The sequence below is a fragment of the Kitasatospora sp. NPDC028055 genome (genome assembly GCF_040637885.1).
GTDB lineage: Bacteria > Actinomycetota > Actinomycetes > Streptomycetales > Streptomycetaceae > Kitasatospora.
On the sequence record NZ_JBEZXE010000043.1, the window covers coordinates 51,391 to 65,727 of the forward strand.

General features: G+C 71.5%; 14 protein-coding genes and 1 rRNA gene. 4 read left to right on the plus strand and 11 right to left on the minus strand.

What is annotated here, in order from left to right; all coding sequences use genetic code 11:
* Positions 1 to 63: 63 nt before the first annotated feature.
* Positions 64 to 258 carry a hypothetical protein gene (locus AB0F71_RS31555; protein WP_360241586.1) on the minus strand — a complete coding sequence of 65 codons (195 nt, stop codon included), beginning with the start codon at positions 256 to 258 and terminating at the stop codon, positions 64 to 66.
* A 177-nt stretch (positions 259 to 435) separates the two neighbouring features.
* On the opposite strand from AB0F71_RS31555, the gene AB0F71_RS31560 reads away from it, so the two are divergent.
* Together AB0F71_RS31560 and AB0F71_RS31565 are read left to right on the plus strand one after the other, a co-directional pair.
* Complete coding sequence (locus tag AB0F71_RS31560; protein ID WP_360241589.1) at positions 436 to 1,335, plus strand: hypothetical protein; 900 nt, start codon at positions 436 to 438, stop codon at positions 1,333 to 1,335.
* A 186-nt stretch (positions 1,336 to 1,521) separates the two neighbouring features.
* Positions 1,522 to 1,707 (plus strand): hypothetical protein, encoded by a 186-nt coding sequence (locus tag AB0F71_RS31565; RefSeq protein WP_360241625.1) that lies wholly within the window; start codon positions 1,522 to 1,524, stop codon positions 1,705 to 1,707.
* Between the two features lie 26 nt (positions 1,708 to 1,733).
* On the opposite strand, the gene AB0F71_RS31570 is transcribed toward AB0F71_RS31565, so the two are convergent.
* The gene (locus AB0F71_RS31570) at positions 1,734 to 2,111 is read right to left on the minus strand and encodes a metal-sensitive transcriptional regulator (RefSeq protein ID WP_360241592.1); all 378 of its coding nucleotides are present in this window, start codon (positions 2,109 to 2,111) and stop codon (positions 1,734 to 1,736) included.
* 358 nt (positions 2,112 to 2,469) lie between these two features.
* On the opposite strand from AB0F71_RS31570, the gene AB0F71_RS31575 reads away from it, so the two are divergent.
* Positions 2,470 to 3,090, plus strand: coding sequence for a DUF47 family protein (locus AB0F71_RS31575; protein ID WP_030059626.1), 621 nt, complete (start codon positions 2,470 to 2,472; stop codon positions 3,088 to 3,090).
* 5 nt (positions 3,091 to 3,095) lie between these two features.
* On the plus strand, positions 3,096 to 4,091 hold the full coding sequence (locus tag AB0F71_RS31580; RefSeq protein ID WP_360241595.1) for an inorganic phosphate transporter: 996 nt from the start codon (positions 3,096 to 3,098) through the stop codon (positions 4,089 to 4,091).
* Positions 4,092 to 4,502: 411 nt separating this feature from the next.
* Here AB0F71_RS31580 and pstB read toward each other — a convergent pair whose 3' ends face one another.
* From pstB to rrf, 9 genes are all read right to left on the minus strand, one after another.
* Positions 4,503 to 5,279 (minus strand): phosphate ABC transporter ATP-binding protein PstB, encoded by a 777-nt coding sequence (gene pstB / locus AB0F71_RS31585; RefSeq protein ID WP_360241598.1) that lies wholly within the window; start codon positions 5,277 to 5,279, stop codon positions 4,503 to 4,505.
* Positions 5,280 to 5,323: 44 nt separating this feature from the next.
* Entirely contained in the window at positions 5,324 to 6,397 is a 1,074-nt protein-coding gene (pstA, locus tag AB0F71_RS31590; protein WP_360241601.1) for a phosphate ABC transporter permease PstA, read from the minus strand.
* Positions 6,394 to 7,371 (minus strand): phosphate ABC transporter permease subunit PstC, encoded by a 978-nt coding sequence (pstC, locus tag AB0F71_RS31595; RefSeq protein WP_360241604.1) that lies wholly within the window; start codon positions 7,369 to 7,371, stop codon positions 6,394 to 6,396. The genes pstA and pstC overlap by 4 nt, the downstream gene beginning before the upstream one ends.
* Positions 7,372 to 7,521: 150 nt before the next feature.
* Positions 7,522 to 8,655: a phosphate ABC transporter substrate-binding protein PstS gene (gene pstS / locus AB0F71_RS31600; protein ID WP_360241607.1), complete on the minus strand. Its 1,134-nt coding sequence runs from the start codon at positions 8,653 to 8,655 to the stop codon at positions 7,522 to 7,524.
* Between the two features lie 227 nt (positions 8,656 to 8,882).
* Complete coding sequence (locus tag AB0F71_RS31605; protein ID WP_360241628.1) at positions 8,883 to 9,323, minus strand: NUDIX hydrolase; 441 nt, start codon at positions 9,321 to 9,323, stop codon at positions 8,883 to 8,885.
* A 148-nt stretch (positions 9,324 to 9,471) separates the two neighbouring features.
* Entirely contained in the window at positions 9,472 to 10,560 is a 1,089-nt protein-coding gene (locus AB0F71_RS31610) for a CHAD domain-containing protein (RefSeq protein WP_360241610.1), read from the minus strand.
* A gap of 121 nt (positions 10,561 to 10,681) precedes the next feature.
* Positions 10,682 to 12,859: an RNA degradosome polyphosphate kinase gene (locus tag AB0F71_RS31615; RefSeq protein WP_360241613.1), complete on the minus strand. Its 2,178-nt coding sequence runs from the start codon at positions 12,857 to 12,859 to the stop codon at positions 10,682 to 10,684.
* A gap of 297 nt (positions 12,860 to 13,156) precedes the next feature.
* Positions 13,157 to 14,173, minus strand: coding sequence for a mycothiol synthase (gene mshD, locus AB0F71_RS31620; RefSeq protein ID WP_360241616.1), 1,017 nt, complete (start codon positions 14,171 to 14,173; stop codon positions 13,157 to 13,159).
* 72 nt (positions 14,174 to 14,245) lie between these two features.
* Positions 14,246 to 14,337 (minus strand): 5S ribosomal RNA (rrf, locus tag AB0F71_RS31625); the annotation flags it as partial.

The window sequence follows — 14,337 nt, forward strand, 5'->3', positions numbered from 1 at the left end:
CGGGGGCCATAGGCCGCACCGAACACGCATCGAACGCCCCCGAAGGGTCGGTCCGGGCGCCGGCTAGGCCGACGCGTCGGCTCCGTACTCGGCGAGGTGGTCGGCCCCCTCGCGGCGGGCGAGGTCCCGGGAGCGGCGGGCGGCGGAGTACCAGCCGCAGCTGCAGGTCGCGAAGGCGAAGGAACCGCGTTCGCTGAGCGCGACGCGGTGCTCGGGCATCGGGGTGGTGCCGGGGGCGACCGGCAGCTCACTGTGCACGGGATTCACCGTAACGCGCCGGGCGACCGGCACGCGACACCCGCCGGTTCCCGCCGGACCCGTAACCCTTCGCGATCCAACTCGTTTGCCCGGAAAGAGCTCTGCCCTCCCGGCACCCCAGCCGGTGCCGCAGTCGGCGGGGCAGTCGGTCCCGAGGGGGTTGTCGCGAGGATGAAGATGACCGACCAGCAGCGAACCGGGCGGCCGGCGCGCCGTCCGGGGCCGCGCCTGCGCTCGGCGGCCGGCGCCGCCGTGCTCGCCGCCGCGCTGGCCGCGGGGGCGGCCGGGTGCTCGGCCCACTCCGGTGGCGGCTCCTCCGACCAGCAGTCGAACGCGCCCGACCAGCTGGCCACCGACCCGGTGACGGCGGTGCGCAACGCGGCGGACATCACCGGGCGCACCGGTTCCGCGCACGCGGCCACCGAGCTGGTCACGGAGTCCGCGGACAAGAAGGCGTCCTTCTCCGGCACCGGTGGCTACGACTACGTGAAGCGGATCGGCCGGCTGGAGGTCCAGGTGCCGCCGGGGGCGGCGACCACCGGAAAGATCGTCGAGGTGGTCCTGCCGGGCACCGTCTACCTGCAGAACAGCGGCGCCAAGGTGCCCGAGGGCAAGTGGGTGAAGCTGGACGTGCGCCAGCTGCCGGACGGCAACCTGGTCAGCAGCGGCGCCACCGACCCGGCCACGGCGGCGGGGGCGCTGCGCGGGGTGCAGAAGGCCGACCTGGTCGGCACCGAGACGGTGGACGGCACCCCGCTGCACCACTACCGCGGCACCCTGGACCTGGCCAAGGCGGCCGACGCCACCGGCGGCCGGGGCGGGGACGGCCTGCGGATGGGCGGGCAGACCTTCACCGTCAAGGAGGTCCCGTACGACGCCTGGCTGGACGACCAGGGGCGGCTGCACAAGGTGGTGGAGGTGTTCACCTTCGCCGGGGTGGCCGGCTCGAAGGAGGCCAAGGACCAGGTGAAGGTCACCTCGACCACCGCCCTGTCGGACTTCGGCAAGCCGGTCGAGGCGGCCGAGCCGCCGGCCTCGGACATCTACCAGATGAAGCCGACGGAGAGCCCGAAGTAGCGCCCCGGCGCCGGGGCGGAACGGGGCGCCGCCGCGGCGGGTGGCCGTCCGGGGAGCGACGGCCACCCGTTTCGGCGGCGCCGAGATGGCCCGTCCGTGCCATGTGGACGGGCCCCGGAGTGCCTAGGCTGGACGTCGGGTGGCTGCCGCCCGGGCTGGCGAGGCACTGAAGGGGTGGTGCAGGTGGTGTCGTCCACGGGCGGCCGCAGCGGCGGCCACGACGACGCGGCCCTCGACGAGATCGAGCTGGCCGGCGAGCTGATGATCGCCGCGACGGCCAGCGCCGGTGACCGGCTGCCGACCGAGCGGATCGACGAGGTGCTGCTGGACCGGGTGGACCCGGCCCGGGCCGAGCGGGAGGGCGAGGGCTGACGGCCCCGGCCGACGGCCCCGGGGGGTCAGCTGCGCAGCAGTCGGCCGATCGCGGCCGTGGCCTCCGCCACCTTGGCGTCCAGCTCGACGCCGCCCTGTTCGGCGGCCGCGGCGACGCAGTGCCGCAGGTGCTCCTCCAGCAGGGAGAGCGCGAAGGACTGCAGGGCCTTGGTGCTGGCCGAGACCTGGGTGAGCACGTCGATGCAGTAGACGTCTTCGTCCACCATCCGCTGGAGGCCGCGGATCTGGCCCTCGATCCGGCGCAGCCGCTTGAGGTGGGCGTCCTTCTGCGCGCTGTAGCCGTGCGGGCCGTGTCCGCCGTGGCCCGCGGCGGCGGGGGTGGCGGCCCCGGGCCCGGTCCCGGGCGCGTGGTCCGGCTCGGTGCGCGCTTGCGTCGTGGTCATCGGCCCGCCTTCGTCTGAGTGCCTGGTGGCTGCGTCGGCCTCCAGTGTCCAACACCGGGGCCCCGCGTGGTGTTCCGACGGCCCACCCGGCATGTGCCGAACGGCCTGGTGGGGGTCGCGGCGGGGTTAACCCGTCTGAGCGGCGCCCCGGTCTTCCGCACGCGGGACGGGGCAAACGCGTCGAGGTTCCGTCAGACTGAGTCCTTGCGTCCGCACCTGGCGGTGCGGTCCGGGACAGCCGGTGCGGCAGCCGAACGGAAGGGGAGGTTCCGCCTCCCCGGTCACCACCCCGTTTGCGCGATCGCGCTCGGTTGCACCTAGCATCGTTCAGTCCGTACCCCGCACATCGGAGAATTCCGTGCGTTTTAGCCTGACCCCGAAGGAGACGAGTTTCTACGACATGTTCGCCGCCGCCGCGGAGAACCTGGTCGTCGGATCGAAGCTCCTGCTGGAACTGCTGGGATCAGACGTGTCGGCCCGCGCGGAGATCGTCGAGCGCATGCGCGCCGCCGAGCACGCCGGGGACGACACCACCCATGCCGTCTTCCACCAGCTGAACTCCTCCTTCATCACGCCCTTCGACCGCGAGGACATCTACAGCCTCGCCTCGTCGCTGGACGACATCATGGACTTCATGGAGGAGGCCGTCGACCTGGTCGTCCTCTACGACATCCAGACCCTGCCGAAGGGCATCGAGCAGCAGATCGAGGTGCTGGCGCGCGCCGCGGAGCTCACCGCCGAGGCGATGCCGAACCTGCGCAGCATGTCGAACCTGACCGAGTACTGGATCGAGGTCAACCGGCTGGAGAACCAGGCCGACCAGATCCACCGCAAGCTGCTCGCCCACCTGTTCTCCGGTCAGTACGACGCCATCGAGGTCCTCAAGCTCAAGCAGGTCGTGGACGTCCTTGAGGAGGCGGCGGACGCGTTCGAGCACGTCGCCAACACGGTGGAGACCATCGCCGTCAAGGAGTCCTGACCCTCGTGGACATGGCTGCACTCATCGCCGTCATCGGCGTTGCGTTCTTCTTCACGTACACCAACGGCTTCCACGACTCGGCGAACGCGATCGCCACGTCGGTCTCCACCCGGGCGCTGACCCCGAAGGCCGCGCTCGCGATGGCCGCCGTGATGAACCTGGCCGGTGCCTTCCTGGGCAGCGGGGTGGCGCACACCGTCTCGAAGGGGATCATCGAGACCCCCCATGGCAACCAGGGGATGGCGATCCTGTTCGCGGCCCTGGTCGGGGCGATCGCCTGGAACCTGGTCACCTGGTACTTCGGCCTGCCGTCCTCCTCCTCGCACGCGCTGTTCGGCGGCCTGGTGGGTGCGGCCCTGGCCGGCGGCACCGAGGTGATCTGGAGCGGCGTGATCGACAAGATCGTCGTCCCGATGATCGTCTCGCCGGTGGTCGGCCTGGTCGGCGGCTTCATCGTGATGCTGGCGATCCTGTGGATCTTCCGCCGGGCCAACCCGCACAAGGCCAAGCGCAACTTCCGGGTCGCCCAGACCGCCTCGGCCGCCGCGATGGCGCTGGCCCACGGCCTGCAGGACGCCCAGAAGACCATGGGCATCGTGGTCATGGCGCTCACCATCTCCGGCCACCAGACCACCGGTGACATCCCGGTCTGGGTGAAGATCTCCTGCGCGACCATGCTCTCGCTGGGCACCTACGCCGGCGGCTGGCGGATCATGCGGACCCTCGGCCGCAAGATCATCGAGCTGGACCCGCCGCAGGGCTTCGCGGCCGAGGCCACCTCCTCGGTGATCATGTACATCACGTCGTTCGTCTTCAAGGCGCCGATCTCCACCACCCACGTGATCACCGCGGCGATCATGGGCGCGGGGGCCACCAAGCGGATCCGCGCGGTGCGCTGGGGCGTCGCCAAGAACATCGTGCTCGGCTGGTTCATCACGATGCCGGCGGCCGCCGTCGTCGCAGCGCTGATGTACTGGTTCGTCCACCTCTTCTGGGGCTGACCCCCGAACGGCCACGGCCCGAGCACCCCGGAGGCGGGCAAGTCCCGCCCCGAGCCGAAGGGGCGCGCCGGTGCCGAAAGGGAGAAGCGAGGGAGCGACGGAGGAGCGAGGGAGCGCCGACCGTCGGCACCGGGTCCGAGCGCCCCGGAGGCGAGCGGGCGAGTAACAGCGAGCGGGCGAGCCCCCGCCCCGAGCCGAAGGGGCGCGCCGGTGCCGAAAGGGAGAAGGGCCAAGCCGCCGACGAAGGAGGTGGCGCAGTGCCCGCCGACCGTCGGCACCGGGTCCGAGCGCCCCGGAGGCGAGCGGGCGAGTAACAGCAAGCAGGGCCCGCCCCCACATCTCGGGGGCGGGCCCTTCTTCATGTCCCGCGGCGGCACCGCCATGCAGCACCACGGGACAGCTGGGGTCGGTCTAGCCGAAGCGGCCGGAGATGTAGTCCTCGGTCGCCTGCACCGACGGGTTGGAGAAGATCCGCTGGGTGTCGTCCAGCTCGATCAGCTTGCCCGGCTGGCCGACGCCGGCCAGGTTGAAGAAGGCGGTGCGGTCGCTGACGCGGGCCGCCTGCTGCATGTTGTGGGTCACGATGACGATGGTGAACTGCGACTTCAGCTCGCCGATCAGGTCCTCGATGGCGAGGGTGGAGATCGGGTCGAGCGCGGAGCAGGGCTCGTCCATCAGCAGGACCTGCGGCTCGACCGCGATCGCGCGGGCGATGCACAGGCGCTGCTGCTGACCGCCGGAGAGGCCGGCGCCCGGCTTGTTCAGCCGGGTGTGGACCTCCTTCCAGAGGTTGGCGCCCTTCAACGAGCGCTCCACCACCTCGTCCAGGACGGCCTTCTTCTTCACGCCGGCGAGCTTGAGCCCGGCGACCACGTTGTCGTAGATCGACATGGTCGGGAACGGGTTCGGGCGCTGGAAGACCATGCCGATCGAGCGGCGCACGGCGACCGGGTCGACGTTGGAGGCGTACAGGTTCTCGTCGTCCAGGAGGACCTTGCCCTCGACCCGGGCGCCGGGGATCACCTCGTGCATCCGGTTGAGGGTGCGCAGGAAGGTGGACTTGCCGCAGCCGGAGGGGCCGATGAAGGCGGTCACCGAGCGGGGCTCGATGCTCATCGAGATGTCCTCGATGGCCTTGGTGGTGCCGTAGTAGGCCGACAGTCCGCTGACGTCGATGCGCTTGGCCATGATCGTTTGCTTCTCTCGTCTGTCTTCGTACGTCAGTCGGTCGCTCAGTGTCCGGCCTTGGGCGAGCGCCAGCGTGCGATGCCCCGGGCGATGAGGTTGAGCCCCATCACGAAGGCGATCAGCACCAGCGCGGCGCCCCAGGCGCGGGCGTAGCCGAAGTCGTTGTTGACCACCGAGTACTGCTGCCAGATGTACATCGGCAGGGACTGCTGCGGTCCGTCGAACGGGTTGCTGTTGATGTAGTCGGCGCCGAACACCAGCATCATCACCGGGGCGGTCTCGCCCGTGATGCGGGCGACCGCGAGCATCACACCGGTGGTGATGCCGCCGATCGCGGTGGGGATGACGATCCGCAGGATGGTCTTCCACTTCGGCACGCCGAGGGCGTACGAGGCCTCGCGCAGCTCGTTCGGGACGAGCTTGAGCATCTCCTCGGTCGACCGGACCACGACCGGGATCATCAGGATCGCCAGCGCGAGGCTGCCCGAGAAGCCGGAGTAGCTGAACCCCAGAGCGAGGTTCCAGAGCGAGAGGATGAACAGACCGGCGACGATCGACGGGACGCCCGTCATGACGTCGACGAAGAAGGTGACCGCCTTGGCGAGCCGGCCGCGGCCGTACTCCACCAGGTAGACGGCGGTCAGCAGACCGAGCGGGGCGGCCATCAGAGTGGCCAGGCCGACCTGCTGGAGGGTGCCGAGCAGCGCGTGGTAGATGCCGCCGCCGGGGCCGCTCTGGATCACGCCCTTCATCGAGTGGCTCAGGAAGTTCCCGTTCACCACGCCGATGCCCTGCTGGATCGTGTAGATGGTCAGCGAGGCCAGCGGGACGACGGCCAGGATGAAGGCGACCCAGACCACCGAGGTGGCGAAGCGGTCCTTGGCCTGCCGGCGGCCCTCGACCTGGGCCGAGATCAGGTAGCTGCCGGCCAGGAACAGCAGAGCGGAGAGCAGGCCCCACTGGAGGTGGCTCTCCAGGCCGGCGGCGGCGCCGATCCCGCAGCCGACCGCGATCGCGCCGACGGCGACGACGGGCGGGGTCCACTTGGGCAGCCGGTTGGCGGTGAGCTTCGGGCCGACCTGCGGCCGGGCGTCCTCGGGGACGGTGACGGTGGTCATGCGTTGGCCCCCGAGTACTCCTTGCGGCGGGCGATGATCAGTCGCGCGGCACCGTTCACCAGCAGGGTGATCACGAACAGGACGAGGCCGGAGGCCATCAGGGCGTCGCGGCCGTTGTTGCCGGCCTCGGCGAACTTCAGCGCGATGTTCTGCGCGAAGGTGCCGCCGCCGGCGTCCAGGATGTGCAGCGACAGGATGCTGTTGGCGGAGAGCACCACCGCGACCGCGATGGTCTCGCCGAGCGCCCGGCCGAGGCCGAGCATCGAGGCCGAGATGATGCCGGGGCGGCCGAACGGCAGCACCGCGGTGCGGATCATCTCCCAGCGGGTCGCGCCGAGGGCGAGCGCCGCCTCCTCGTGCATCCGCGGCACCTGGCGGAACACCTCGCGGGAGACCGCGGTGATGATCGGCAGGATCATGATCGCCAGCAGGATGCCGACGGTGAACAGGTTGCGCGGGGTGCCGGTCCTGGTCTGGTCGAAGATGTACGTCCAGCCCAGGTACTGGTTGAGCCAGCTGGTCAGCCCGTCCATGTGCGGCACGAGGAACAGCGCGCCCCAGAGGCCGTAGACGATGCTGGGGACGGCGGCGAGCAGGTCGACCAGGTAGGCGAACGGCTGGGCGATCCGGCGCGGCGCGTAGTGCGAGATGAACAGCGCGATCCCGATGGCCACCGGGACGGCGATCGCCATCGCGATGACGGCGCTGACGATGGTGCCGAAGGCCAGCACGGCGATGCCGAAGACCGGCTTCGGGGCGTCCGGCGTCCACTCGAAGGTGGTGAGGAAGTTGCCGTGGTTGTTGCCGAGGGCCAAGACCGAGCGCCAGGCCAGGAAGCCGGCGATCGCGGCCATGATGACCAGCAGCAGGACGCCCGCACCGCGGGCGAGGTTCATGAAGATCTTGTCGCCGACGCGGCTGTCGCGCCGTCGGCTTTCCCTGCCTCGCGGGGCGGCAGGGGAGGATGAAGTCATTGGTCTACTCCGGTCTGGTGGTGCCGCCCCGGTAGGGGGTCGGCACCATGGCGGCGGTGCCCCGGACGTTGGTGCTGGGTTGGTGCGTTCCGGCGGGACGGCCCCGGCCCCCCTCGCTCACGGGGCCGTCCCACCGGGGGTCCTGTCGGGTCAGGCGAGGGTGCCGACCGCGGCCTTCACCTTGTCGCCGATCGCGGCCGGCATCGGGACGTAGCCCTTGTCGCCGATCGACTTCTGGGCGGCGTCGCTGATGGTGTAGTTCAGGAAGGACTTGAGGGTGTCCAGCGTCTCGGCCTTGTTGCCCTTGTCGCAGGCGATCTCGTAGGTCACCAGGACGATCGGGTAGGCGTTGTCGGCCTTGGTGCCGTAGTCCAGGGCGAGGGCGAGGTCGCCGTCGGTGCCCGTGACCGTGGACGAGGCGATGGTGAGCGCGGCGTTGGCGGCGGTCGCCTCGACCGGCTTGGCGGCACCGGTGGCGATCTGGGCGCTCTTGAGGTTGTTGGTCTGGGCGTAGGACAGCTCGGCGTAGCCGATCGAGTTCTTGACCTGCTTGATCTGGGCCGCGACGCCGGCGCTGCCGTTCGCGGACTGGCCGAGCTTGCCCTTCCACGCCTTGCTCGGCTCGGCGGTCCAGGCGCCGCCACCGGTCTTGGCGAAGTAGGAGGTCAGGTTGAAGGTGGTGCCGGAGTCGTCCGAGCGGTGGAAGCTCTGGATCTCGGCGTCCGGCAGCTTGGCGCTCGGGTTCAGGGCGACGATGGCCGGGTCGTTCCACTTGGTGATCTGCGAGTCGAAGATCTTGGCGGCGGTCGGGCCGTCCAGGACCAGGTTGTCGACGCCCTCGATGTTGTAGACCAGCGAGACCAGACCGGCCACCATCGGCAGGTCGATCGCCTTGCCGCCGGTGCAGACGGCCTTGGAGGCGTCGACATCGGCCGGCTTGAGGGCGAAGTCGGTGCCGGCGAAGGCGACCTTGCCCTGGGTGAACTGCTGGACGCCGGCACCGGAGCCGCCGCCGCTGTAGTTGATCGTGGTGCCGGAGCAGGCGGCGCCGAAGTTGGTCTTCCACACGTCGATCGCCGGGGCCTGCGCGGTCGAACCGGCGCCCAGGAGCGTGCCGGCCTTGCCACAGTTGATCGCGGCACCGGCCGCGGAGGAGCCGCTGGAACCGCTGGACGCCGTGTTGTTGTTGTTGTCCGACCCGCAGGCGGCGAGCGACAGCGAGCTGACGAGCGCCATGGCACCGATGGCGAGGGCCTTGGAGCGGCCGTTCCGCTGGAGCTTCACAGGGGTGTCCCTTTCTGTGGCATTGCCCGCTGCGCAGGCCGTAGGAGTACGGCTGAGCATGGGTTTTGCTGTGGTCCGGGGCCCGTTCGGCCCGCCGGTAGTCCCGAAGTTAGGCCGGGTAGGTGACACGACAGCCGGTCGCAAGTGAACGGGAAGTGAACCTCGAACGGATGACAGGAAACTACGTCACGTAGTAACGGTTGCGTCACGGCACGGGCGCGGGGAGATCACTTCCGCCGCTCCTCCACCGACGCCGACCCGCCCGTCCGTACGGGCCTCGCCCCCAGGATCACCAGCAGCGCATCGATCAGCAACCGGTCGCGGTCATGGGTCAGCCGCGCCCGGGCCTTGCCCGCCGGCAGCCAGTCCAGGCGGTCGACCTCGCGGTTCGGCCGGAAGGCCCCGGCGGTCGGCACCGCGGCCCAGTACCGGACCTCCTTGGGGCGGCCCTGCGCCGGGTAGTGCTGGGTGGGCAGCTCCGGGCCGAGCAGGCAGTCGAAGCCGGTCTCCTCCCGCACCTCGCGCAGCGCCGCCTCGACCACGCCCTCGCCCGGGTCGAGCTTGCCCTTCGGCAGGCTCCAGTCGTCGTACTTCGGACGGTGGATCACCGCGATCCGCGGCCGCCCCAGTCGGCCGCTGGGCTTCGGCCGGCCGGGCAGCCAGAGCACCGCGCCCGCCGCCAGGATCACCGGGCCGCGGACCGGTGCGGCCGCCGCCGGGCCCACCGCGGGGTTCACCGCAGGACCCACTGCGGGAGACGCCGGCGGGTTCGCTGCCGGGTCCGCTGCCCGGCCGGTGCTCAGGCGATCGTGCAATTCAAGCCGTCCGTGGTGCGGGGGAATGCCCCCAGCCCTCGGCAGGGGGGAGCTCCAGCCACCCGTCCGGGGACGGCGGGAGCTCGGGCCACCGGCGGCCGAAGGCGTACCGCGCCGCCTCGACCTCCAGTCGTTGATCAGCATGCACCACGCCCAGCACATAGGCGGTCGCGGGGGTGATCCGCGGGGTGCGCGCCGCGGTCGCGGCGGTCATCGCGGCGTCCGCGGCCTCCTGGTGCCGGGCCAGCACCGCGTCCAGCTCGTCCAGCTCGGGGGACGGCCGGGCGCACACCTCCAGCGCGTACCGGGCCCGCTTCACCAGGATCCGCAGCCGCGACCAGGGCGCGTCGTCGGCCGCCAGCGCGGCGTCCGCGTCCGCCACCCCGCGCGCCGCCGGCACCGCGCCCAGCCGGCGCAGCCCGTCCCCGCCGTACGGGGTCGCGGCCCGCTGCAGCGGCAGCTGCTGGGCGCTCACCGCCAGCGCGGTGAACGCGGCCGCCGCCTGCGGCCGCAGCACCGCCGAGGCCCGGCCCCCGGCCGCCTCCAGCAGCGGCGCCTCGCCGACCAGCAGGGTCATCCGGTCCGCCAGCGCGTGCAGCCGGGCCGAGCGGAGCTCCTGGAGCACCGTGGAGTGCGCCCTGGTCCGGGCCAGGGTCAGCTGCCGGTCCAGCAGCGCCCGCGCCTTGGGGGCGCCCGCGTGCCCGGCCAGCATGCCCGTCCCCTCCGGGTCGGTGCCGCTCAGCGAGTCCACCGCGCCCAGCAGCCGGGCCGAGCGGCGGACGTAACCGGGCTCCAGCGCCAACAGGTTGAGCAGCCAGCGCAGTTCGGTGCGCGACTCCTGCGCCCAGGACTGCTCGAACACGGCCCCGAAGGTGTGCAGCAGCCCGCCGATCCGCCGCACGGCCCGCAGCAGGTCGGCGGTGCCGCTCGCCGGAACGGCCGCGGCCGACCCCGGTCTGGCGCCGACCTCGCCCACCGCGAGCGGCAGGGCGCGCAGGAACGCGCCGGCCTGGGCGGTGAGTTGGCGGGAAAGGATGTCCCCGGCGGTCGCTGTGGAGGCCGCCTGGGCCGTCATCGGCGCTTCGGTCATGGCGTGGTAGATCCCCGTTCCCCCGGGGCCCTTCCCCGGGGCTGGTGGCCGACCGCCGGAGCAGCTCCCCCCGGGGCCCCGGGGGCCCCGACTGCTCCGGCGGCTCGCATCAGTGGACGCGTCAGCGCGAGGTGGCGGCCCGGCGGCGCTGGCGCGAGTCGATGAGCAGGTCCTGGACGTGCCGCAGCGGCTTGCCCTCGGCGTCCTGCGAACGGCGTTCCCAGGCGCCGTCCGGGCCCAGGTGCCAGGACTCGGTCTCGTCCGACACCCCGAGGTCGATCAGCCCGGACAGCTCGGCCCGGTGCGCCGGATCGGTGATCCTGAGCAGCGCCTCGATCCGGCGGTCCAGGTTGCGGTGCATCATGTCGGCGCTGCCGATCCACACTTCGGGATCACCGTTGTTGCCGAACACGAAGATCCGGGAGTGCTCCAGGAAGCGCCCCAGGATGCTGCGCACCCGGATGTTCTCGCTCAGCCCGGGCACCCCCGGACGGACCGCGCAGATGCCGCGGACCCAGACGTCCACCGGCACCCCGGCCTGCGAGGCCCGGTAGAGCGCGTCGATCAGGGCCTCGTCGACGATCGAGTTGACCTTGATCTTCACGTACGCGGGCCGGCCGGCCCGGTGGTGGGCGATCTCGTTGTGGATCCGGGAGACCAGCCCGTCGCGCAGGCCGCGCGGGGCGGTCAGCAGCCGGCGGTAGGACTCCCGGCGCGAGTAGCCGGACAGTCGGTTGAAGAGGTCCGAGAGGTCCGCGCCGACCTGCGGGTCGGAGGTGAGCAGGCCGAGGTCCTCGTACAGCCGGGCGGTCTTCGGGTGGTAGTTGCCGGTGCCGACGTGCGAGTAGCGGCGCAGGGTGTCGCCCTCCTCGCGGACCACCAGCGACAGCTTGCAGTGGGTCTTGAGCCCGACCAGGCCGTAGACCACGTGACAGCCGGCCTCCTCCAGCTTGCGCGCCCACTTGATGTTGGCCTGCTCGTCGAAGCGCGCCTTGATCTCGACCAGCACCAGCACCTGCTTGCCGGACTCGGCGGCGTCGATCAGCGCGTCCACGATCGGCGAGTCGCCGGACGTGCGGTACAGGGTCTGCTTGATCGCCAGCACGTCCGGGTCGGCGGCGGCCTGCTCCAGGAAGGCCTGCACCGAGGTGGAGAAGCTGTCGTACGGGTGGTGCAGCAGCACGTCGCGCTCGCGCATCGCGGCGAAGATGTCCGGCTGCGAGGCGGACTCGACGTCGGTCAGCCCGCGGGCCGTACCGGCCACGAACTTCGGGTACTTGAGCTCCGGCCGGTCCAGCTCGGCGATGCCGAACAGGCCGGTCAGGTCCAGCGGACCGGGCAGCGGGAAGACCTCCGCCTCGGTGATGTTCAGCTCCCGCACCAGCAGGTCCAGGATGTAGGGGTCGATCGACTCCTCGACCTCCAGCCGGACCGGCGGGCCGAAGCGCCGCCGCATCAGCTCCTTCTCCAGGGCCTTGAGGATGTTCTCGGTGTCGTCCTCCTCCACCTCCAGGTCCTCGTTGCGAGTGACCCGGAAGGCGTGGTGGGCCAGCACCTCCATCCCCGGGAAGAGCTCCTCCAGGTGCGCGCCCATGACGTCCTCCAGCGGGACGTACCGCTGGGGCGAGGCCTCCAGGAACCGGGCCAGCGACTGCGGCACCTTCACCCGGGCGAAGTGCTTGTGGCCGGACACCGGGTTGCGGACCACCACGGCGAGGTTGAGCGACAGCCCCGATATGTAGGGGAAGGGGTGCGCCGGGTCGACCGCCAGCGGGGTCAGCACCGGGAAGATCCGCTGCCGGAACAGGGTGTGCAGCCGGGCCTGCTCCTTCTCGGCCAGCTCCGGCCAGCGGACCACCTCGATGCCCTCGGCGGCGAGGTCCGGCAACACCTCCTGCTGGAAGGCGGCGGCGTGACGGGCCATCAGCTCGCGCGAGCGGGTCCAGATCAGGTCCAGCACCTCGCGCGGCTGGAGGCCGGACGCGCTGCGCTGGGCCACGCCGGTGGCGATCCGGCGCTTGAGGCCGGCGACCCGGACCATGAAGAACTCGTCCAGGTTGCTCGCGAAGATCGCCAGGAACTTCGCCCGCTCCAGCAGCGGGATCCCCGGGTCCTCGGCCAGCTCCAGGACGCGTTCGTTGAACGCGAGCCAGCTCCGCTCACGGTCCAGGAAGCGGCCCTGCGGCAGTGCTTCGAACTCCTGCTCGTCCGTGGCCGGCAGCTCCGGCGGGACGCCCAGCGCACTGGACATCCGCGCCGTGGGCGCCAGCGGGGCAGGGACGGGGCGGGGGATGCTCATGGGTTCCAGCTCCTCCAGCAGGACGGCGTCCGGACGCGAATGGCTCTGCGGGCCGTCGTCCTCGCCCCGGGTCGCCCCCGGGGACAGCGCCCACCCACCGGGCGCGGTCCGTACAGGACCGGCCGGGGATTGGCGGTCGACTCTGCACGAGCGAGACACTACGGACTTCATCCTGTGATCTTCGCGGCAGCAATTGAATCCACGGTAAACACCGCATGGCCAGGAGGAAAGCTGAGTCGGTCGGAGCAAGGGGCGGCGGGCCTCGCCGCCCCCTGCCCGCGACCGCTCCGGCTCGGCCTACCGGTCGGCTGCCCGGACCGCCTGGTACCGGGCGCGGTACATGAGGTCCACCTCGTGGACGGTGAATCCCAGTCGCTCGTAGACCCGGACGGCGGCCGGGTTGTCGGCGTCGACGTAGAGGAGGACCGTCTCCAGTCCACGCTCGCCGGCTCCTGACCCGGTCAGGTGACGCAGGCCGGCGGCGGTCAGCGCGCGGCCGAGGCCGCTGCCCTGCTCGGCCGGGTCCACCCCGACCACGTACACCTCGCCGAGCTCGGGCTCGGTGGCGGTGGCCGGGTGCACCTTGGTCCAGTGGAAGCCGACGACCTCGCCGTCCCGGGTCGCGAGGAAGAAGCCCGCCGGGTCGAACCAGGGCTCGGCGATCCGCTCCGCCAGGTCCTGCTCCGTCCAGGAGCCCTGCTCGGGGTGGTGGGCGAAGGCCAGGGCGTTCAGCCGCAGCCACTCGGCGTCGTCCTCGCCCGGGCGGAAGGTGCGGAGCTCGATGCCCTCGGGCACGGCCACGGCCTCGGTCTGCGGACCGCTGCGGCGCATCTGCCGCAGCTCCCGGACCAGCTCGGCGCCGTAGGCCTCGGCCAGGTGCCGGGCCGCCGGGTGACCGCCGTGCACCCAGAAGTCCACCGCGTCCCGGCCGGCCAGGTGGGCCTGCTCCAGGACGGCGTCCACCAGCGGGCGGGCCAGGCCGCGGCCGCGGGCGGCCGGGTCGACCACCAGCTCGGCGGACGGGTTCGCGGTCGCGGCCTCCGGCACCTCAACCTGGCCGTAGCCGACCACGGTCGTGCTCCCGGTGCCGGTGCTGGTGCCGGTCTCGGTCTCTGTCTCGGTCTCGGTCTCGTCGAGGATCAGGTGGGTGACGCCCGACCGGGGCGTCTCGGCGTTCCGCAGCCGCAGCCGGCCCTGCTCGGAGACGGCGGCCCGGCCGTCGACCGCCTGGGCCTCCGCCAGAACACGCAGGGCGCCGTCGCGCTGCTCGGGGCGGAGCACGTTGTTCGCAATGACCGCTGTCTGATCGTCCATGCCCTGACAATACGTCAACGGAAATGCGAAAAGCCCCTGATCCGAAGGGATCAGGGGCTTTTCTGAATGATTGTTCGGCGGCGTCCTACTCTCCCACAGGGTCCCCCCTGCAGTACCATCGGCGCTGTGAGGCTTAGCTTCCGGGTTCGGAATGTAACCGGGCG